Here is a 21,120-nt window from a genome sequence, read left to right as displayed (position 1 = left end):
AGACGACACAACATCTCGTCCCTGCCACCGGAAGCCCCACCCCACGCCTGACCAGCAGAAACGCACCCATCACTCTCGGAAAGACAACGGCTTCTGAGCAGGCCGTTGAGCTCTGCGAACACGCCCTCGTCCGCCCATTTGGCGAAGTAGCCGTAGACGGTGTTCCAGGGCGGGAAGTCGTGCGGGAGGTAGCGCCACTGGACCCCGGTGCGGTCGACATACAAGATCGCGTCCATGATGTCGCGCAGGTCATGCTCGGGCGGCCGACCGAAGCCCAGCGCCTTCCTGCGGCGCTCGAGACGCCAGGCGGCCAGGACCGGCTCGATCAACTCCCAGCGGGCATCGGACAGATCACTCGGATACGGACGTCGCTTCGCCATGCCTCTGGCGTACCGCCGGAGACCGAGTGCGCCCAGGCGCACAGCCACGGCGCCGGAAGCACACAGGCGGCCATGGCCGGACATCCTGGGATGAAACAGAGACAAGAGCCATCCTGCCCCACCCGCTACCCCACCCGGCCCACAGGCAACAACTACACCAGTGGTCACTACCGCACCGCGATCGCACGCCTCGAGAATCACCTTAAATATGGGCAATGCGGGTGAAAACGACCTCTCAGTAGCCGTTTCCCATTCTTTCCGCGGCTCGTGCAGCTTTGTCTGCAGCTACTTGAAGGAGCCGAGTGCTGTCGGGAAGACCCCCGAGGCTGTCCATCAGCCGGTTTGCTGTTCGCTCGGCCTTGGCTGCGGCCTGATGCAACGTCGACGCGTCGTCAGACAGCCCTACGAGGTCGCTGGCGGCGTCGGCCAGCGTGCTCGCCGTGTCCTGTAGATGTGCCAGCTTCTGCGACGCGTCAACGAGCAGGAAGGCAGTGTCCTGAAGGTGAGCGAGTTGGCCAGAGGAGCGACTCAGCGAGTTGATCTCGTCTGCGGAGAGCCCGAACCCATGGACGCGAGGGTTGGCAAGCTCTTTGACGGTGACCTTCAGCAACGCCGCGAGCTCGGGAGCTGTCTTCGCAAATTCGTCCAAGGCCGGCTCAAGGCGGGTGACCAGTGCTGTTTGCGCTCCACTGATCATCTCGCCGAGTCGATCTTCGGTCAGGTTACTCAACCCTGCCAGAGCACTGAGTCCATCGGCTTCACGCTCGTGTTTCCAGCGCTCCAGCAGCTCCACCGGGTACTGGTCGCTGTTCGTTCCGTCGATCTCGGAGTGATGTGGGTGGCAGAGCAGGATGAGGTTGGCGAAGCTGTTGCGCTCGCCGACTGACCAGTCTGAGTCGTAGCGCTTACCTCCTTCCTCGAACGCTCGGACATGCGCGATCTCCAAGTTCAGACGGGGTGCACCGTTGACCATTCGAATGGTTGGCACGCCACAGTCGGGCCAGTAGCACCCTCCTCGGGCGAGCGTCATCAGTCCTGCGATCGTTGCGTTGCTATAGCTGCGCCGCGGTGTGCTAGCCACGAGCCCCCCTCAAGTTGGTCACGAAGAGCGACCATCCCATCACCGACCTTGACGCGCAGTAGAGGTTCCGGCCATCTACTCAGCACTTCTTCAAGCCGACTCGGCGGGGACCCTGTCATGTCGGCGGCTGGCTGGAGGGGAGGGCCTGGCCTGCGGCTGTTCCATCTGCCGCTGCCACCGTCGGCGCCACTCCAGCGCGCTGCATCGACCGCCGCCTCGTAGCCCGCGCTGGGAAGGTTGCCGATGGCCTTCCACCGCTGGGCGCAGCCCGGCAGACTTGCTCTTCGCACCGAACCGATCAAGGGGAAACCATGGAGTTAGAGCCCACCGAACTGTCCGAGGCGATCAAGGCGGTGCGCGGGGGGTTGACGGCCGCGCAGCAGGACGGGGACGGGTCGCCGGTCCGGTTCACCGTCAAGGAGATCGTGCTGGATCTGGGGATCGAGCTTCGGCACACCGCGTCGGCCGGCGGCGGGGTGAAGGCGTTCGTGGTCTCCGCCGACGCGAAAGGTGAGAGGGCGAAGACGGCCACGCACCGGATGACGGTCACTCTGGCGGTCGCTCCGGACGGTGAGGGCGGTGATCTACTGATCGGCGACATGGGCGGAGGCCGCGGCGGGCCCGTGGACGGCCTGCGGTAGAAGGGGGCCACGCGATGGCGGGGGGAGCGGTTTTGCGGACCGTCGAAGTCAGCAACCAGGATAAGGGCTCGTACGGGACCGGCTGCCTGATCGCGCCCGGCCTGGTGCTCACCGCCCATCACGTGGCCCTGCCCGGAGGCGGCAGTGTCGTCGCGGTCCGGGACACGGCAAGCACCGGCTTCACCGAAGCAGCGGTGGTGTGGGAGAGCCCCGAGCTGGACGCGGTGCTGCTGAAGGCCGACCGTGCTCTGGTCGGAGTCGGCACGGGCATCGTGCGCTGGGGCGAACTGGTCTGCGACTCCCCGGGACAGCGCCCCGTGTGCTCAATGACGGGCTTCCCCAAGGCGATGCGCCGCCGGGCCTTGGTGCGTTCCGAGCGGTACGTTGACGACTTGAAGACGGTGGAGGGCGCCATCGCCCCGCACACCGGATCCCGCTCGAAGCTGTACGGGCTGGAGGTCGACGGTCCCGTGCCGACCGATGTGAAGAACTGGCAGGGGCTGTCAGGGGCCGGCGTCTTCTGCAACGGCGTACTGATCGGACTCGCCCGCCTGGTCGACCGCCAGTGGGACCGGATCATCATGGTGCTGCCGCTCTCGCACCTGCTGGCCGCCGACGGCTTCACCCGCGTGGTCGCCGCGCACACCGGCATGTCCCCGCGTCTGCAGCCCGCCGACCTGCGGCCGCTGATGGACAACGCTCCCGACCCGAGGCTGTCCTCCACCTACCTGCTCGATCCGCGCTCCCAGGTCACCGACCTCACCGGCGTGGGCGAACTCGTCGAGCGCATCGAGCAGTGGTGCAAAGGCCCGGACCGCATCGACGTCGCCGCCGTGACCGGACTTGGAGGCACGGGCAAATCCCGCCTCCTCACCGAGGTCCTGGACCGGCTCACCACAGGCACCGGCAGCCAGAGGCCGTGGAGCGGAGGCTTCCTCGCCGAACACCCCACCCACACCGACTACCAGGTTCTCGCCACAGCCAGCTACCCGCTGCTTCTGGCCGTCGACCTCGCAGAAACCCGCCTCCCCCAGATCCGCGACCTCATGGCCGTTTTGACCGATTCCCACGACGGTGCCGCAGTGCGGGTCCTGCTCCTGGCCCGCGGACACGACACCTGGTGGCCGGCGCTGCGCCGCCATTTGCGCACCCGGAACGTCGGGCCGGCCGGGCACGCGTTCACCCTGACGCCCGACGACGCGCTGGACGGCCACAGCCCGGAAGATATCTACGTAGAGGCGAAGGTGGCCTTCGCCCGCCGCATCCGGCTGCTCCAGCAGGCCGGACACGGCGACGACACCTGGCCGGACAGCATCGTCGCTGACGCGCCGCGCCTCTACGGCGCCGGCATCGAGCACGCCGGGCGCCAGCCGGTGATCTACCACCACATCGCCGCGCTCGCCGATGTCCTGGCCCACGCCAATCCCGAGTTCGCCCTGAAGGACCACCCCATGGAGGTCCTGCTCGCGAACGAGGTGGAGTACGTACGGCGCGTCGCCGAAGCCCGCCTGCCCGACGGCACCGTCGACGACAAGCTGCTCCGCACCCTGGTCACCGCCCAGTTCCTCGCCGGAGCGCGCACCGCACAGGACGGCCGGGCCGCCGTCCGGGCCGGCTTCGACGTCCATCACCGCGGCTACGGCATCACCGCCCCTCCCGACGCCCGCCAGCTGGCCGCACTCGACGACGTCCTGACCGCTGCCTACCCGGCCACCGACGGAGCCCACTGGGGCGCCGTCGGCGAACCGCTGGCCGCCGCCTGGCTCGCCGAAGTCGAGACGGACAGTGGCGAGGAGTTCATTGAAACCTTCCTGCAGCACGACTCCCTCGCCCCCCAGCAGCGCCACCAGACCCTCAGCACCGTCGCCCGCACCGCCCAGGACCAGCCCGGCCTCGCCGCCGGCGCCCATCGGGCCGTCGCCGCCGACCCCGAACGCCTGCTGCGCCTCGCCGTGCAGACCGTCACCGTCGAACTCGCCACCGACCACGCCCGCCAGTGGCTCGCCGGTCTCCAATACGCCGTCGCCGACCGCGCCACGGACCCAGACGCCGACCCTGACACCTACCAGTGGGCCAGCAGTCTCATCAGCGAAGCCCAGGAGCGGACAGCCGCCGGTAGGGACGACGTAGGGGAGCTGATTGGCGCGCCTGTCGCCCAGGAGCCCGGTCCCCCAGAACCGTCGGCCGAGCCAGGCTCAACCGCGCCTACCCCCGGCTCCCATCTCGTCCTGGTGAAACCACAGGTGGGCTGGCTCACCCGGTACGTCGTCGGCGTCCTTGGCCTTGGCCACCTGACGCTGGTCGGCGCCGTTGCAGCCGCTGCCGCACTCAAGTCCGGCATCGGGGACGACGGGTGGGTCCTCTGGTTGTTCGTCCCCATGAACGTGTTCATGCACCTGACCGTCGCGAGCATTTTCGGGGGCCGTCAACTCGGCACGGTTTCGTTCGCCTGGATCGTGCCGCTCTTCGCGATCGGGCTGACGACCTTGACTGCCTTCATGATTGATCGGACCTGGCCTGCGGACTGGCCCCTGCAGTGGGTCCTGTGGCCGACCCTCTTCGCCTTCGGCCTCACTGCCTTGACCTTCGCCTGGCGCTTCGAGTTTGGCCAGCTCCAGAACACTCGGCCATCTACCGTCGCCGAGGACCTGCCGGAGTGACGCTGGCAGCCTCAGGTGCGCGCGAAGGCGCTGAAGAAGGCGGCCTCTGCGGACGGCCTGGTCGTCTCCACCCGCGCCCGGTTCGGGTTCACCGCGGCCTCGGGCACGACTGACGACGCCCGGATCCGCGACATCACCCAGGCCTTGCCGCCCACCTTCGCCGACCGGCTGTTCACCGCGCGGGAACAGGGTGCCACCGAGGACCAGCTCCGGCAGATCGCCGCCGACGGCCTCGCCCAGATGTACGTCCGCGCCAACAACAGCCGCGCGCACGGTCTGGGCGTGGAGTTCACCGACGTGGAGCGCCTCGACGTCGAGCTATAACGTCTGTCCAAAGGGCCAGCGCCCCGAACCGCGACAGGACACGGTTCGGGGCCACAGACATATCTACCGACGACCACACCGGCGGCGTGGTGGTGGCCCGGTAGCGCTCCACGAGCGCCTCCATGCCGGACAAGCCGGCGTCCAGACCGAGCTGACGGAGCCAGTCATCCACCTGCTCCTGGCGCTCTGCGGTGATGCGCAGATCCAGTGCGGGGTTGGCATGGAAGGTGCCTTCCAACGACGTGCCGGCCCCCGGGATTTCCTGGAGGTCGGCGCTGGGCAGGAGGTCGACTACAGGCTGGTCGGCGATGAGGTGGAGCTCACGCGGCTGCGCCACGAGGGCGGTGTCGATGTCCGTCATCCGGGCGATTCCTCGACGATCCTGGGGTCGACGAGGGCCTTCAGCAGGCCGTCGCACAGAATCACCAGGTCCGGCAGCGGGTAGCGGTGCTCCCAGGACATGCTGCCCATGCTGCTGGACTACCGGCAGATCCGGGAGACGACGTCGACGGTGATGTTCGCGACTGGGGCAGCGGAACCAGGACCGTAGATCTGGGGGAGGGTGACCGTCACGATGGCCTCGACGGGGTGCTTCACGGCCGTGCGGCCGACGGCCTGCCAGACCAGCCGGGCTGTCCGAGCCCGGTTGTGTCCGAGCGGGCGGAAGCCCATGGACTGATCGAGCGCCGCATGGCCTAGGTTGTGCAGTGTGCCAGGGAGGGCAGAGACGTTCAGGGCCTGGGCAAGGGCGTCGATAGACCGTTCGGACAGCGGGCGCCAGGCAGCGGCATCTCCCATCGGGAGGTTGATGCCGGTACGGAGCACGAAGTCGTCCGTGGACTTGCCTTCGTTGTCCACATTGAGCTGCGGGGCCATGAGGCCCTGGCCCATGGGAAGCACGCTCGCGGCTGGCTCCTCACGGGCGAGCCTGAGGAACGCTCCGTGGATGTCGTCGCGTACTTCCCCGCGGATTCGCAGTCGGCGGAACCAGTGCAGGTGGGCGAAGGTCCGCTCGACGACCCAACGGTCGGTGCCGAGGCCTGATCCGTGGGGGACTCCGCGTCGGGCGATGACGGGTTTGACGCCCAGGGCCCAGGCGAGTCGCCGGTACTTGTCGTGGTTGTAGCCGCGGTCGCCGAGCACGGTGTCAGGCCGCCGGCGGGGGCGGCCGCGTTTGCCCCGGACCGGCGGGATGGCCTGCAGGAGGGGAATGAACTGCGTAACATCGTTGCGATTACCCCCGGTCAGTGTGGCCGCAAGCGGAATGCCCGTGGCATCGGTGATCAGGTGGTGATTGCTGCCGTTTCTGCCCCGGTCAACAGGGCTTCGTCCTGTCTTGGAGCCCCTTTAACGCCTGTATGTGTGAGCCCGACCACGGCTCGGGAGAAGTCCAGAGCGTCCGCTCCACGCAGACGCGCGAGGAGAGTCTCGTGCAGCCGCGGCCAGACTCCGGCTTCGGTCCACTCCGCCAGGCGGCGCCAGCAGGTCATGCCCGACCCGAAGCCCAGTTCCTGCGGGAGGTGTTCCCAGGCGATCCCGGTGTGCAGCACGAACAGGATGCCCTGGAACACCAGCCGGTCCGGATGCCGCTTCCGCCCCGGATGACGGGCCCGACGCTCCACCCTCGGCAGGAGCGGCTCAATCACCGCCCAGAACTCATCATCGACTTCCCACGGCTTCCACCGAGCCACCCGGCACCCCCCGATCAGCACTCGGAGGCCCATCCAACCAGCCCGGAGATCATTTCGTTAGGGGTTGCAAGGCCGGAGCCAGGTTCTGCTCCCCCATGGGGGTGGAGCCGAGCCCGCTGGCGAAGCGCCTCGGTTCCGGGTTAGCAGAAGATCCGCTGGGCTTGACCGTCTTCCTCCGAACCGGGTCGGGACGTCAGCGGTAGCCGGCTATCAAGACCGGGAGCACGTCCTCGGTGAGCAGGACGTCGGACTGCTCGTCTGGCAGGCGCTTGCCGTTGATGTCGACGGCGGGGAGCACGGGTGCGCCGGCGGCCTCATACGCCTTCTGGGATTCCTCCACGAAGTCCGCGTACTTCATCTCCTTGACCGCGGAGTCGAATGCCGGCCCGCGGAGGCCGTCCACGTGTGAGGCCGCGTCGAGCAGGAGCGTGTCAGTGAAGCCGTCGCCGCTGTCCTCCGGTCGGGTGCGGAGGAGAACGGCTCGGTACTCGGCGAACTTGCCCTGCTCCAGCGCGGCACGCAGGGCGTTGGCGGCCCTCTTCGAGCCGGCGCCGCCCGGGCGGCCGTCCAGGGCCGAGGACAGGGTGTACTCGGTATGCACTTCCCTGCCCAGCGTCATCTCCAGCAGTGAGGGGCCCGCACCCGTCACCTCGACCTCCCTGCACACCGGGCACCGCATGTCCTCATAGATGTGAACGGGCATCCGTCGCGGGTCCCCCACGACGATCGTGGTTCCGTCCGGCGCCAGGGCCTCGGGCAGGTCCTCGATGGCGGCGTACGGGTGGCGGCGCTCCCGCTGCGCGGCGTTCGTCTGATCTCCGCAGGCCGTCGCGGTCAGCCCCAGCAGAACGACCGTCACCAGTAGGGGACGGATGTGTGCGGCTCTCATGCAGATATGCCTTCCCAGGTGTGCGGGAGGACCCGCCGACTCGCGCGGCTGCGTTACTCCCCCGCCGACGCCGGTCCGTACGGGCGGGGCCGGAGCGGTGCTCCGGCCGCAGGAGAATGGTCAGCCTTTGACCAGGTTGTAGAGGAGACCCGCGACGAGGACGTATCCCAGGTATGAGCCGAGTGCCACGCCCAGCATCGCCAAGGCCTTGAACGGCGTCCGGAAGTGCTTGCGGGCGAGGGAGAGGTTCGCGAAGAGGCCCGCTGCCCCGAAGGCGCCGCCTATGGCTCCGCCGATCGGCAGCAGAAGGATCGGCGCGATCGAAAGCACCAGCTGCCACCAGGTGAGCCCCCGGAACCTGGCCCACGGGTCGGGCTTGTCGAGCGTGTTCTTTCCGAGGTCGGGGATCTGCTTCATGGGCGGGTTTCCTTCGTTCTTGTCGTCGTGGTCGTGGTTGATCGTCAGGATGCGAGGGGCTTGCCTGCCGGGCAACGGCGCGCCGACAACGGCTTGCGCACGCTGTCAACGGCCGACAGGGCCTCCTGCGGCCGAACCCGGTCTCGCCTGTGAATTCTGGGCGAGGAGGTGAGGGAGCGGCCAGGATGGGAGCGGGTCGCCGGAAACCGGCGATCGCTCCCTCGCCCGCATGGGCCACATCCGCTTCAGGGCGAGTGGCCAGCGGCACCGTTCGCCAGCCCGCCACGTGGGGGCCTGGTGGTCTCGGTGCCAGAAGGTGCGCTGCCTGCGGGCGCCCGGCCGGGAGTCCGGCCGGGCGCCCGCGTGGGGTCATCCGAGAGTACGCGCGGTGGCCCAGTCGTCTTCCTCGACGCGCCAACCGTTGCCGATGGCGGTGCGACCTCCGTAGTAGAGGTGGAGGGTGCCGTCGTTGCGGGTGAGGTAGAGGTCGGGGATTCCGTCTCCGTTGACGTCGGGGGTGCCTCGGAGGAGGGGCCAGGTGGTGCTGTCCCATCCGGTGGTGCCGTAGGTGAGGTCCTTGCCGTCGGCGGAGTTGACGGCGAGGGCGAGGGAGTTGATGTCGACGCCGCCGTTCGTGCCGGGCTTGCCGCGTCGCAGGGCGAGGCCGCGGTCGGGGGTGGAGTCGTCGCGGTAGACGAGGTCGGGGACGCCGTCGCCGGTGACGTCGCGGATGTTGATGATGTCGCGCTTGGTCCAGCTGGTGGCCGACAGCTGGCGGGCTTCGGTGATGGAGGCGCCGCTGTAGCCGGTCAGGGCCCAGAAGGTGTCCCCCGCCGTGGCGAAGATGTCCTCGAAGCCGTCGCCGTTGACGTCTGGGACGGCCACGATCTGGGAGAGCGTGGCGGGGTCGGGTGCGCCGGCGGGGAGGAGGATTTCGGTGCGGCGGCTGATGTCGAAGCGGCCGTTGCCGTCGCCCTGGTAGACGTAGAGCCTGCCGTCGGGCATGCGGGCGATGAGGTCGGTGATGCCGTCGCCGGGGTACCAGTCGCTGGAGTGCGCGATCAGCGCGTTCTTGAAGTAGCCGGCGGGTGCGGGCTTGCCGTTGTCGGTGGCGGCGGGCATCCACGCGTCGACGTCGCCGGTGGCGTCGGCGGGGTAGACGCGCAGGTCGCCGTTGCCGTCGACGGCGAGTATGTCGGCTTTGCCGTCGCCGGTGACGTCGCCGGGGCCGTCGAGGCCGGGGCGGGGGCGGACGTAGAAGGTGTAGATGAACGGGTTGGAGACGTTCCCGGACTTGGTGACGATCCGGACGTAGAACAGGTTCGGTCCGGCGTTGTCGGGGTTGACGTCGACGGTGACGGTGTCCTGGCCGGCGGCCGGGACCGTCTTCTGGTCGTAGACGGGGTGGTTCAGCGACCACTGGAATTCGCGGATGTCCGCCGGGTTCGTACCGCCCGCGATCACGGTGATCTTGCCGGGCCCGAGGGTGTTCTTGCTCCACTCCGCGCCGTCCGGGCCGGGGGCGGGGAAGTCGTCGGAGCGGATGGTGGGGGCGGTGGGCTGGGTGTGGTCGATCGTGAACGTGCACGGCTTGTCCGTACCGGCCGGGCCGGCGGCCGAGGTTGATCCGTCCCAGTCGCCGGCGGTCGCCGTCCACGAGTAGGAGGTGTTCGCGGCGAACGACTCCCAGGGGATGGTGGTGCGAGCGACGCCGTAGCTGTCGGGCCAGATCCACTGGTCGAAGACGACCTGGTTATCGGAGGTGCGCCAGACCTTGAACTGGATCTGCTTGAGGTTGCCGTCGCCGTCGTGGCCCTGGACCTCGAACATGACGTCGGACTTTCCGACCTTGTTGAACGGCGCGTCCGTCACACAGACGCCGCCGGGGACGGTGTCCATGCCGGCCTGGGTGGGCTCGTCGGGGGCCTTGTTGTACTCGACCTCGATGTACGGGGCGCTCTCACCATTGGCCTGGAACTTCTTCCAGAAGTTCGCGTCGCTCTCGTTCGGGGAACGCAGGCCGAGCGTGAGGTTCTGCCAGGCGCCACGGGCGCCCTCCTCGACCTTCGACTTGATGTCGATGCCCACCCACGCATCGGGGCAGGAGCTGTTGTAGCCGAAGCCGGTGGAAGCCCCGGCGATGCGGTTGCCCCAGAACCCGGCATTGTCGGTGTTGTTCCACGTGCTGGAGCTGGTGATCAGCGGCGTGTGGTAGACGTCGAACGCTCTCGCGGTGCAGCCCCAGGAGTAGGTCTGCAGCATCCGCAGGTTCGCGGAGCGGATCTGAGAGCCGTAGAGCTCGCTGCCGAAGTCGAAGATGAACGCGGCACGCGAGGTGCCGCCCGAGGTGGACTCGTAGCCGACACGGGCCTCGGGGGTGCCGCTGCCGCTGTTGTAGTTCTGCCCGTTCCAGAAACTGGAGGATCCCTCGGTCTTGTAGAAGGTGGTCCAGTTCTGCTTGTGGCCCTTGAAGGAGGGGTCGATGAAGACCGGGTAGACAGTGTCGGCGTCGTTCAGCAGCTTGGTGTTCGGGGTCACCGTCAGGACGTTCTCGCCGCTGAGGGCGGCGCCGGCGGACACCGCGTGGTTGCCCTCCGCACCGTTCAGCCCGGACAGGGCCAGAGTGGGGTGGGCCTTGGCCTCAGGGGCCGGAGCCGGGACGGCCTCGCCCTCGGTGACCGCCACCTTCCCGGCAGAGTCCCACATGAAGGGGGTCGGCGAGCCTGCTACCTCCTCGCCCTGGGCGTCCTGGGCGCTGACCGAATGCGAGGCCTCGTCGAGGTGGAAAGTCAGGTCCGGGGAGAAGAGACGGTAGTTCAGCTGGCCGAGCAGAGGGTCGGCCGCGGCCTGCTTGTCCTTGACGACCAGGACGTGGGTGTAGCCGCCGTCCTGGGCCGTCAGCACCAGGTCGATGCCCGGGCGGACGTTCTCGTACAGGGCCCGGGAGCCGGAGATGACCGGCTCGGGCAGCGGACCGGGCCACGCAACGGCTAGATCATGACCGTCGAGATTCAGACGGACCAGCTCGGTCCAGGCCGGCTGCGGGGTGTCGGCCTTCGCTACCGCGGGCTGCACGAGCGCCACACGCGACGCACCGCGTGACGCCCGGCTTCCGTCCCCCGACGCCTTGGTGCCCGCGCTGAAGACGACCTTGCCATTGACTGCCTTCGGCGCGAAACCACCATCGACCCGCTGAAGGGTCGTGTCGATCGGCTTCCACTCACTGCCGACCTTCGCCCGGTTCGCCAGGCTCGACACCCTCAGCTTGAACGTGCCACCAGGCTGCGCCCAGGTGCTCGTGTACGCGGACGCCTCAGCCGTGACCTCGACCTCCTTCCCCGTCTCCCGCGCCAGCCGCCGGCCCTCGGCCGCGCTGACCGGGCCCTTCGCCTTCGCGGGCTTGGCCTGAACCGGCTTACGGGTCTCGTCCTGGTTCAGGACAACCGGCACCGCCACCGCAACGGCCAGCAGTGCGGCAAGTCCGCCCCAAGCCCTGCGCCGGCGATACCAGGCTTGCCACCCAACTGCTTTTTCGGGGGCCTTATTTGGCCCGTCTTCATGCTCGGGATCGATTTTGGACACGCTGGTTCTTCTCCCCCCTCGGGCATGCGATTCAGCCACCCCTGGGTACTCGCTGGCGATACGGCCGGGCGACCGGGTGGCGCGAATACCGGCTCCCCATCCGGCCGTTCGCGCATGGAATGTGCGAGCAGAGCATGACGCATCGCACAGACATCGTCACCTGCAAGGATGTCGGAGCTCGGCACGAAATGTCGGCTTTGTTGCGGCGTATGCGGGCGGTAAGTGATAAACACCACACAGTGACGGTTCCTATGGATTTCCTGTGCGCCACGCCACAGAATCAGCGGACTATTTGTCAGTTTCCTGCCACACGTGTGTCTTCACCGTGGGCAGAGCGTGGGGGGTCCACATGTCGCCGTTCTCGGCGCATAATTTCCGCCTGCCCGGAAACAGAAGAGCACGCGCGAAACGCGCGCGCCTCGCCGGGCGTACCGGCCTCACCGTCTCGGTGGCGCTGGTCGTATCACTCCTGCCGATCCAAGCCTGGGCGGCACCGCCGGGCGACCGCAGCGGCGTCCAGCTGCCGGGTCTGCAGCAGGACATGAAGGCCAAACTCGACAAGGTCGAGGCGGCCAAACTCGAAGGCTGGGCGGGCGCACCCGTCCAGTCGCCGCCGGAGTACGAACCGTCCAAGGTGACGCCCCCGGCCGGTGGCAGTGCCAGCGTCGCCCTCTCCGGTGACCAGCTGGTCCAGGCCGGTACCCTGCCCGTCAGCATCGGCAAGGCCTCGCCGACCGCGGAGAACCCGACCCCGCCCGCGCCGTCAGGCACCTGGTCGGTGGCGGTCGAGACGCGCGCCACGACCGAGGCCGCGAACGTCGACGGTGCGCTCATCAAGGTGACCCCGCCGGCCGAGGGATCCACGCCGGTCGACGTCCAGCTGGACTACAAGAAGTTCAAGGACCTCTACGGCACCGAGTGGGCCACCCGCCTGGAGCTCAAGCAGCTCCCAGAGTGCTTCCTGACCACCCCGGACCTCCCCGAGTGCACCGTCGCCCAGGACGTCCCCAGCACCAACGACCCCGCCACCGGCACCGTCCGCGCGACCATCGACCCGGCCACCGCTCCGAGCCAGGGCCTGCGCACCATGGCCGGCGGCAGCGGCGGACCCACCGTCCTGGCCGCATCCGACGGCGCCTCCGGCGCCGGCGGCACATACAAGGCCACCTCCCTCTCCCCCTCCGGTTCCTGGACCGCGGGCGGCAGCGGTGGCGGCTTCTCCTGGTCCTACCCGCTGACGGTGCCCGCGCCCCCGGCCGGGCCCTCACCGCAGGTGAGGTTCTCGTACTCCTCCCAGGCAGTCGATGGCAGGACCTCCGTCTCCAACGGCCAGGCATCCTGGATCGGTGACGGCTGGGGCTATGAGCCCGGCTACATCGAACGCCGCTACCGCTCTTGCGCCGACGACCGCAAGAACGCTTCAGGCGCCCCGAACAACGACAACGCCACGGACAAGAAGAAGTCCGACCTTTGCTGGGCCGGCGACAATGTGATGCTGTCGCTCGGCGGCTCCACCACGGAACTCGTCCACGACGCCGCCACCGGCAACTGGATCCCCGCCTCCGACGACGGCTCCCGAATCGAGCACAAGACCGACACCACGGTCCCGAACGGTGCCAAGGACGGCGAGTACTGGATCGTCACCCAGCGGGATGGCACCCGCTACTTCTTCGGCCGCCACGACGTCGACGGCGCGGGCAGCCGCCCCGTCACCAACTCGGTTCTGACCGCGCCGGTCTTCGGCAACCACCCCGGCGAGCCCTGCTACCAGAGCACCTTCGCCGCCTCGTCTTGTGACCAGGGCTGGCGCTGGAACCTCGACTACGTCGAGGACGTCCACGGCAACGCCATGATCATCGACTGGGCCAAGGAGACCAACCGCTACGCCAAGAACTCCAAGTTCAAGGAGGCGGTCACCTACGCCCGGGCCGGCTACCCCACGCAGATCACCTACGGCCTGCGCAGCGACAACCTCTCCGGCCCCCCGGCCGGCAAGGTCGAGTTCACGGTCACCGAGCGCTGCATCAAGGAAGGCACCGTCCAGTGCTCCGATGCCGAGTTCGAGGGCAACAACTACGGTGACAAGCAGCCGTGGTGGGACACCCCCTCCACGCTGTACTGCAAGCCGACCGCCAAGGACTGCTACGTCGGCTCCCCGACGTTCTGGAGCCGCAAGCGCCTGACGGCCGTCACCACGTACGCGCAGCGCACCGAGGGATCCACCGCGTTGTCCCTGGTGGACCGCTGGAACCTGGCCCAGTCGTTCCCGCGTCAGCGCACCGACACCCACCCGCCGCTGTGGCTGGAGTCCATCACCCGCACCGGGTACGGGACTGCCAAGGACAGCGCCGGGAACCAGCAGTCGACCAGCCTTCCGCCGGTCTCCTTCGTCGCCAACGTCAAGGACATGCCGAACCGCGTCGCGACCGGCCCGACCGACGCGACGCCGGACTTCGACCGCCTGCGTGTGGAGACCATCCGCACCGAGACGGGCGGCGAGATCGTCGTCGGCTACTCCGCGCCCTGCCCGGTCGGCGGTACGTTCCCCAAGCCGGAGGAGAACACCACGCGCTGCTTCCCGGTGTACTGGTCCCCGGACCCTGAGCTGGAGAAGCCGCCGCTGCAGTGGTTCAACAAGTACGTCGTCGACAAGGTCACCGAGAAGGACCGCGTCGCCCGGCAGCCCGACGTCACCACCTCCTACACCTACGAGGGCGATGCCGCCTGGGCCAAGGACAACGACGAGTTCTCCAAGCCCGAGCTGCGCAGCTACAGCCAGTGGCGCGGCTACGCCAGCGTGGTGACGAGCAAGGGCGTCACCGCCAACGCGGGCAAGCCCGACGCCACCGAGCAGTCCCAGACCCGTACCCGCTTCTTCCGCGGCATGTCGGGAGACGCGGGCCGAGCCAAGATCACGGTCAAGGATTCGACCGGGGCCGAGGACTTCGGTGAGGACCTGTCTCAGTTCCAGGGGTTCACCGCCGAGACCATCACCTACACCAAGGCCGGCGGCAGCGTGGTCTCGCGTGCCCTGGCATGGCCGTGGAGCCAGCAGACGGCCTCCCGCCCCCGGGACGGCAACACCTCGCTCAACGCGTACCGGTCAGGCACCTCGCGCACCGACAACGTCACGACGATCAGCGGGGGCGCCACTCGGACCCTGCGCACACACACTACCTTCGAGCCCGTCTACGGGCTGAAGCAGACCGTCCAGGCCGAAGCCACCAGCCCCAACGGAACCGGTGGGTGGCAGACCACCGGCCAGATATGCGGAACCACGACCTACGTCCACAACACCGCCAAAAACCTGATCGGCCTGCCCCAGCGCGTCCGCACCACCGCGGGCGACTGCGCACAGGCAGCAACAGGGTCGCTGCTCTCCGACAGCCGCACGGCCTATGACGCGCCGGGCGCCTTCGGCGCCACCCCGGACAGGGGACTGGTCTCCCAGGTCGACACCAACGACGCCGCCGGCACAGGCTGGGTCACGACTGCGCGCTCCGAGTACGACGTGCTCGGACGCGCGACCAAGGTGTTCGACGCCGTCGGCCATTCCGCAACGACGGCCTACAGCCCGGCGACAGGCCCCGCCTTCAGCATGACCGGCACCGACGTGATGGGCCGCACCAGCACGGTGAAGGCCGATCCCGGCCGCAACAGCCCGATCGAGAAGACGGACCCCAACGGCCGTAAGATCACGACCGCCTACGACAACCTGGGGCGCTCGACCGCCGTATGGACTCCGTCCCAGAAGCCGGGAACGGACAAGGCCGCCTACACCTTCTCGTACCAGATCACCGAACACGAGCCCCCGGCAGTCACCAGCAGCACCCTTCAGGACAACGGTACCTACAAGCAGACCGTCGACATCTACGACGGCCTCATGCGCCCACGCCAGAGCCAGGGCGATGCCCTCGGCGGCGGGCGGGTGATCAAGGACACCCTCTACAACGCAAACGGCACGGTCAGCCAGACCAACAACGCCTACTACGCCGAGGGCACGCCGACGAAGAAGATCTTCGTACCGGAATCCGTGTTCCAGGTCCCGAACTCCACCGCGACCGCCTATGACGGCCTCGGCCGGGCCGTTCGCGCCACCACGCTCCACGCCGATGTGCCGCAGTACTCCTCCACCGTCCAGTACGGCGGGGACTTCACCCTCAGCCGCTCGGCCATGTCCGCCGACGGCAACACCCCGCTCCCGGGCAGCCGCGCCTCGAAGACCTGGACCGACCCCCTGGGCCGGACCTCGGCCGTCGAACACGCCACGGCCTCGGACCTCACCACCTGGAACAGGACCTCCTACACCTACGACACCCGCGACAAACTCACCTCGGTCACCGACGCCGCCGGCAACAACTGGACGTACACCTACGACGCCCGCGGGCGGCTGACCGCCTCCGAGGACCCGGACACCGGCCGTTCGGAATTCGGGTTCGACAACCTGGATCGGCAGATCTGGCTCAAGGACTCCACCGGCCGGACCCAGTACACGACCTACGACGACCTCAGCCGCAAGACCGAGCTGCGCGACGACGCAGCCAACGGCCCCCTCGTCGCCTCGTGGACCTTCGACTCCTTGCCCGGTGCCTTGGGCCAGCCTGTCTCCTCCACCCGCTACGAAAGCGGAGCCGCGTACAAGACCGAGGTCACCGGCTACGACGCCGAGTACCGCCCGACCGGATCGAAGACCACCATCCCGGACGTGCCCGCGACCAGGGGCCTCGCAGGCACCTACACGTCCAGCGTCACCTACACACCGACCGGCAAGGTCCAGTCAAGCACCCTGCCCGCCACTCCCGGCGGCCTGGCCGCCGAGAAACTGGTGACCCGCTACAACGCCGATGGCATGCCCCAGACCCAGTCGGGCCTGGCCTGGTACACCGCGGACATCAAGTACAGCCCGTTCGGCGAGGTCCTGCGCACCGCGTCCGGCAACGCCCCGAACCGGCTGTGGACCACCAACTTCTACAACCCGAACACCGGCCAGGTCACGCACCAGATCAGCGACCGCGAGACCGGCCCCAACCGCATCAGCGACGTCTCCTACGCCTACGACCCCGCAGGCAACATCACCTCGGTCACCGACAGCCAGCCCGGCGGCCGCACCGACCTACAGTGCTACGCATACGACCCGATGGGCCGGCTGGCCAAAGCCTGGACCGGCAAAACGGACGCATGCACCGGCCCCAGCCCCGCAGACGTCACCCCCGGCCCGGACGGTGACGGCTACTGGCAGGAATACCAGTTCGACGCGATCGGCAACCGCACCAAACTCATCGACCACGACCTGACCAACAGCGCCCTGGACGACGAGACCACCTACACCTACGGCATCACCGTCGCCGGCAACGGCACCCAGCCCCCGACCAAGACCCAGCCGCACGCCCTCGCCCAGGCGGAGAAGACCACCCGGACCCCGGGCTCCACGGTCACCTCTCTCAACACGTACACCTACGACGCCTCCGGCAACACCAAGAGCCGACGCGTCAACGGCGACACCCAGACCCTCAACTGGGACCGCCGCAACAAGCTCACCTCGGCCACGAGCCCCGGCATCGGAGCCGTCGCGGTCACCGGCGCCTCGGGCAAGTGCATCGACATCGAAAACGCCGGCACCGCCGACGGCACCCCGGTACAGATCTGGCCCTGCAACGAAACCAAGGCCCAGCGCTGGCGCCTCTCCGGAGACACCGTCCGCGCCCTCGAAAAGTGCCTCACCACCAGCGGAACCAAGCTGGTCCTGGCCACCTGTGACGGCAGCGACAAGCAGAAGTTCGTCTACCGCGCCAGCGACAAGTCCCTCAACAACCCGGCCACCAACCAGTGCGTCGACGTCCCCAACAACGCCACCGACGGCAGCGACCTCCAACTGTGGTCCTGCAACGCGACCGGACCCCAGCAGTTCAGCTTCGACAACACCACCACCTACCTCTACGACGCAGGCGGCAACCGCCTCATCGAGGAAACCGGCAGCAGCCGCACCCTCTACCTCGGCGACACCGAGATCACGGTCAACAAGGCCGGCCAGGCCGTCGACGCCGTCCGCTACTACAGCAGCCCCGGCGCTCCGACCACCGTCCGCCGCACCTCAGGCAAGGCCACCGGCCACAACCTCTCGGTCCTGACCACCGACCACCACGGCACGGCCACCACCTCGGTCGACGCAGCGGCCGGCCAAACGGTCACCCGCCGCAAATCCGACCCCTACGGCAACCCCCGCGGCGGCCAGCCCGCCAACTGGCCCGGCGACCGCACCTTCCTCGGAACGGGCGTCGACGACAGCAGCACGAGCCTGACCCACATCGGAGCCCGCGAGTACGAACCCTCCACAGGCCGCTTCATCTCCGTCGACCCGATCATCGACATCACCGACCCGCTCCAGATGAACGGCTACACCTACGCCAACGGCAACCCGATCACCAACAGCGACCCTTCCGGCCTGATGATCTACGAGGGCATGGACAGCGGTGGTATCAGCAGCGGCGGGTGCGGCGGCTGCAACATCGTCAACCACCCTGAGAACTACCACTCGCTCGGATTCAAGTCTTACTACTATCCGGACGAGGAGGACAGCTACATCCATATCGGCCCCGTCAAGATCTACTACAAGAGTCAGAAGGCCCTCGATAACGCATTCGCCGCCGTAGAAAAGCACCAGCCCAATCTCTTCAAGAAGTACAACTGGGTCGACACTGCATGTACAAGGACGGACGGTGCAACGCCACCTCGGTGCCAGTCCTCCCGTACATCTCCCATGTGATGTGCAACATGGACGGCATCACCTGCGAGAACTCAGTAGACAACCTGGGATACATGCTGGGCCTCGGCTTGTACGCCGAACTCGACCAGGGCGGAGAGCTCGAGAAGAGCCTCAGCAAGATATTCTTCGCTGGCAAATCGGCGGCTCGAGTCGGCAAGTCAAAGCCCGGAGTATGCAAGAACAGCTTCGTATCTGGCACCCGCGTACTCCTCGCGGACGGCACTAGCAAGCCCATCGAGGAACTGAAACCCGACGACAAGGTCCTGGCCACCGACCCCGAAACAGGCGAGACCACGACCGAGACAGTGACCGCAGCCATCCGCACCGAGGACGACAAAGAATACGTCGACCTCACCATCGAAACGGTCGACGGCCCCCAGACCATCACGACCACCGATCATCATCCCTTCTGGTCGGAATCCGACCGCGAGTGGCGCGACGCGGAAACCCTCATCCCCGGCACCCACCTGCGGACAGCAGACGGAGAATCCGTCACTCTCACAAGCGCTCGCACCTACCGCACCCACCTCGTCACCCACAACCTCACGGTTGCAGCGCTCCACACGTACTATGTACTGGCAGGGGCGACTCCCGTATTGGTGCATAACGCGGGAGAATGCCCAGTCGACGGAATGCCACATGGCGCCCTGGGTGAGTCGGCGACACTGAACGAACTACAAAAGGGCGGCTACACAGACATCACACGTGAAGTCAGATTCAAGAACAGCCAAGGCAAGGTATTCCGCGCTGATTTCGTAGCGAAGAACCCTGCTGGAGAATGGACCGCAATTGAGGTGAAGACCGGCAAGGGTGCAACAGTCACCGAGAATCAGGAAATCGGGTACCCCGAACTCGCCAAAGGTGGGGCGATTTTGAACACCAGCCGGGTTCCCGGACTAACGAAGGGATCGAAAGTCCAGATGAAGGTGGAAGTCGATTTGTGGGAATGTCCAACCTGTAAGCCTTAGTCGGAATTTCCAAGCAGGTGCATGACCGGAAACGGAGGCGCGTTCAATGGGCTCAAAAGCGGCCGTGATCATGTTTGTCGAGGCAAATCCGAGAGAAGTACTCCAAGGCGATGCAAGAATTAATCACCAAAAAAGTAAGGCTCTCGCTGAGAAAATCCTCGGAGTCGTCACGGAAGAAACGGATCGCCTACCACTCGACCTTGCCATTTGGCCCGGCGAGGAAATCGCCTGTGCAGCATCCTTCCCCGGCCTCGATGTTGTCTGCTCTCGCCAACTAGCGCAACCGCAACCTAGCCGTTTGACCGAAACCGTTTCCCGTTTGGCGGATGGAAGGGACGCCTACGGCGTGTTCATGCATAGCGCGGAGGACTGGACGGCATTCGCCGTTTGGTCGGACCGCCAGCTGGTTCGCGCATTGAGCGTGAGCCCAGGCGCTGGGATTATCGAGGAGGTGGGTGAAAGGCTACCCTTCGAGACGCCATTTTGGAGTGGCGAGCGTCCGCTGCATCACGCAAAGAACTACCCACTACCTTTCCATCCGTTGGAGCTAGGGAATGAGGCACTGAAGACGTTCTTCGGCTTCATTCTCGAGGGGCACGAAGATGACTCGTGCTTTGATCCTGAAGATGTTGATATTCCCGTATTTCGGGCCGTACGGAATGTGTGAGCACCCCTAAAATAACCTTGCGCTGCCTGCACTAACTGAACACTCAAAAAGCAAAAATCCCCCGCCGGGATGGATCTCGGCGGGGGATTCTGTGTGTTCGTGGCAGCGTCAGCGAAAAGCTGCCGTGGCAGCGAGTCTCAAGTCTCCAACGCTCGACCGCTCGGACCGCCCTAAGAGGGCGTTTACCCAGGTCAAGGGCTGTATGCGGCTTATGCGACTGTCCTATTCCGATGCGGTTTATCCCGTAGGGGAAGAATGCCGCCTGGCAGAGCGAGAGCCGCCCCGTCCGCCTCATCCGCTTCTTTGCCTGGAAACCCGTCTGACGTAGAGATACTGCAGAACCTCCCAGTTGTCAGCGGAGCGGCATCTTCCGGCATGTCCATGCTCACGCTGTGCCGTGAGCGGGCGCAAGCCGTACCCCAGCGACCTGTCCGACGCCAGATGGGCCCTGATCGAGCCGACATTGACGGCCTGGCGGAATGCCCGGCTCGAACGCAGACCCACCGGTCAGCCGGCCAAGGTCGATTTACGCGATGTGTTCAACGCGATCCTCTACATCAACCGCACGGGAATCCCCTGGAAATACCTTCCGCACGACTTCCCCGGCCACGGCACCGTCTACTTCTACTACGCCGCCTGGCGCGACGAGGGAATCCTTGCCCAGCTCAACTACGACCTGACCGGCCTGGCCCGCGCGAAGGAAGGGCGCAAGCCCCGACCCCTTGTCCGCGAGCCGCACCACCAGCGGGGAGGGGTAGACGCCGACGACCTCGCCGTGCGCCTGGCGGTCACGGTCGAGCACCGTCTCGCCGACTGTGAACCCGCAGCGGCCGGTCACCAGTGCCCGTCCTCGGCGCAGCGCTTCATCAGCACCTGCATGTCCGTGACCACGGTGCCGCGCAGCGGGCCGGTCGCGCTGTCGCGGCGGCGGGCGTGGTCCTGGCACCCGGCGCAGTCCGGTGGTGAACCGTTCCGGGTTCGGTAGAGATCTCAGATGTTGTGTGTGACCTGGGCTTTCGTGGTGCTCAGGTAGTGGTTGGCTTCGTATTCGGCGGGC

The 21,120-nt window shown here is 67.1% G+C and carries 12 protein-coding genes and 2 pseudogenes; 7 read left to right on the top strand and 7 right to left on the bottom strand.

Annotation, left to right across the window (positions count from 1 at the left end; translation table 11 throughout):
* Positions 1–380, bottom strand: a 380-nt coding sequence (locus AB0469_RS39960) for a transposase (protein WP_366456520.1), incomplete at its 3' end; no start/stop codon positions are given.
* Positions 381–615: 235 nt separating this feature from the next.
* Positions 616–1,461 (bottom strand): HNH endonuclease signature motif containing protein, encoded by an 846-nt coding sequence (locus AB0469_RS39955; protein ID WP_366456519.1) that lies wholly within the window; start codon positions 1,459–1,461, stop codon positions 616–618.
* 311 nt (positions 1,462–1,772) lie between these two features.
* Here AB0469_RS39955 and AB0469_RS39950 point away from each other — a divergent pair, with 311 nt between their 5' ends.
* From AB0469_RS39950 to AB0469_RS39940, 3 genes are read left to right on the top strand one after another with little or no spacing between them, the layout of a single operon-like run.
* Positions 1,773–2,102, top strand: a complete 330-nt coding sequence (locus tag AB0469_RS39950; RefSeq protein ID WP_366456518.1) for a trypco2 family protein — start codon at positions 1,773–1,775, stop codon at positions 2,100–2,102.
* A gap of 32 nt (positions 2,103–2,134) precedes the next feature.
* On the top strand, positions 2,135–4,762 hold the full coding sequence (locus tag AB0469_RS39945; protein ID WP_366456517.1) for a serine protease: 2,628 nt from the start codon (positions 2,135–2,137) through the stop codon (positions 4,760–4,762).
* Positions 4,763–4,777: 15 nt separating this feature from the next.
* Positions 4,778–5,086: a hypothetical protein gene (locus tag AB0469_RS39940; protein WP_366456516.1), complete on the top strand. Its 309-nt coding sequence runs from the start codon at positions 4,778–4,780 to the stop codon at positions 5,084–5,086.
* On the opposite strand, the gene AB0469_RS39935 is transcribed toward AB0469_RS39940, so the two are convergent.
* The 5 genes and pseudogenes from AB0469_RS39935 to AB0469_RS39915 all read right to left on the bottom strand — a co-directional run bounded on the left by AB0469_RS39935 (position 5,052) and on the right by AB0469_RS39915 (position 11,533).
* Positions 5,052–5,447, bottom strand: coding sequence for a hypothetical protein (locus AB0469_RS39935; protein WP_366456515.1), 396 nt, complete (start codon positions 5,445–5,447; stop codon positions 5,052–5,054). The two genes, AB0469_RS39940 and AB0469_RS39935, sit on opposite strands and share 35 nt — an antisense overlap.
* Positions 5,448–6,010: 563 nt before the next feature.
* Positions 6,011–6,810, bottom strand: a pseudogene (locus AB0469_RS39930) (IS5 family transposase); the annotation flags it as partial.
* Positions 6,811–6,970: 160 nt separating this feature from the next.
* The gene (locus AB0469_RS39925) at positions 6,971–7,636 is read right to left on the bottom strand and encodes a thioredoxin domain-containing protein (RefSeq protein WP_366456514.1); all 666 of its coding nucleotides are present in this window, start codon (positions 7,634–7,636) and stop codon (positions 6,971–6,973) included.
* Positions 7,637–7,786: 150 nt separating this feature from the next.
* Positions 7,787–8,083, bottom strand: coding sequence for a hypothetical protein (locus AB0469_RS39920; RefSeq protein WP_366456513.1), 297 nt, complete (start codon positions 8,081–8,083; stop codon positions 7,787–7,789).
* A gap of 369 nt (positions 8,084–8,452) precedes the next feature.
* Positions 8,453–11,533: an FG-GAP-like repeat-containing protein gene (locus AB0469_RS39915; protein ID WP_366456512.1), complete on the bottom strand. Its 3,081-nt coding sequence runs from the start codon at positions 11,531–11,533 to the stop codon at positions 8,453–8,455.
* A 580-nt stretch (positions 11,534–12,113) separates the two neighbouring features.
* Between AB0469_RS39915 and AB0469_RS39910 the strand changes: the two genes are divergently transcribed.
* The 4 genes and pseudogenes from AB0469_RS39910 to AB0469_RS39895 all read left to right on the top strand — a co-directional run.
* The gene (locus AB0469_RS39910) at positions 12,114–18,428 is read left to right on the top strand and encodes a ricin-type beta-trefoil lectin domain protein (protein ID WP_366456511.1); all 6,315 of its coding nucleotides are present in this window, start codon (positions 12,114–12,116) and stop codon (positions 18,426–18,428) included.
* A gap of 8 nt (positions 18,429–18,436) precedes the next feature.
* Positions 18,437–19,396, top strand: coding sequence for a Hint domain-containing protein (locus AB0469_RS39905; RefSeq protein WP_366456510.1), 960 nt, complete (start codon positions 18,437–18,439; stop codon positions 19,394–19,396).
* A gap of 70 nt (positions 19,397–19,466) precedes the next feature.
* Entirely contained in the window at positions 19,467–20,063 is a 597-nt protein-coding gene (locus AB0469_RS39900; protein WP_366456521.1) for a hypothetical protein, read from the top strand.
* Between the two features lie 397 nt (positions 20,064–20,460).
* Positions 20,461–20,778 (top strand): annotated as a pseudogene (locus tag AB0469_RS39895) (transposase); the annotation flags it as partial.
* Positions 20,779–21,120 lie beyond the last annotated feature (342 nt).

The organism is Streptomyces sp. NPDC093801 (assembly GCF_040701585.1).
Classification (GTDB): Bacteria; Actinomycetota; Actinomycetes; order Streptomycetales; family Streptomycetaceae; genus Streptomyces.
The sequence above is the reverse complement of the archived record's forward strand: the minus strand, read 5'-3'. Positions and strand labels throughout refer to the sequence as shown.

What these genes read in the sequence shown, in the direction of transcription:
- AB0469_RS39920 (WP_366456513.1), bottom strand. Translation starts at nt 8,083, where the DNA reads ATGAAGCAGATCCCCGACCTCGGAAAGAACACGCTCGACAAGCCCGAC.
- AB0469_RS39950 (WP_366456518.1), top strand. Translation starts at nt 1,773, where the DNA reads ATGGAGTTAGAGCCCACCGAACTGTCCGAGGCGATCAAGGCGGTGCGC.
- AB0469_RS39935 (WP_366456515.1), bottom strand. Translation starts at nt 5,447, where the DNA reads ATGACGGACATCGACACCGCCCTCGTGGCGCAGCCGCGTGAGCTCCAC.
- AB0469_RS39905 (WP_366456510.1), top strand. Translation starts at nt 18,437, where the DNA reads ATGGACGGCATCACCTGCGAGAACTCAGTAGACAACCTGGGATACATG.
- AB0469_RS39900 (WP_366456521.1), top strand. Translation starts at nt 19,467, where the DNA reads ATGTTTGTCGAGGCAAATCCGAGAGAAGTACTCCAAGGCGATGCAAGA.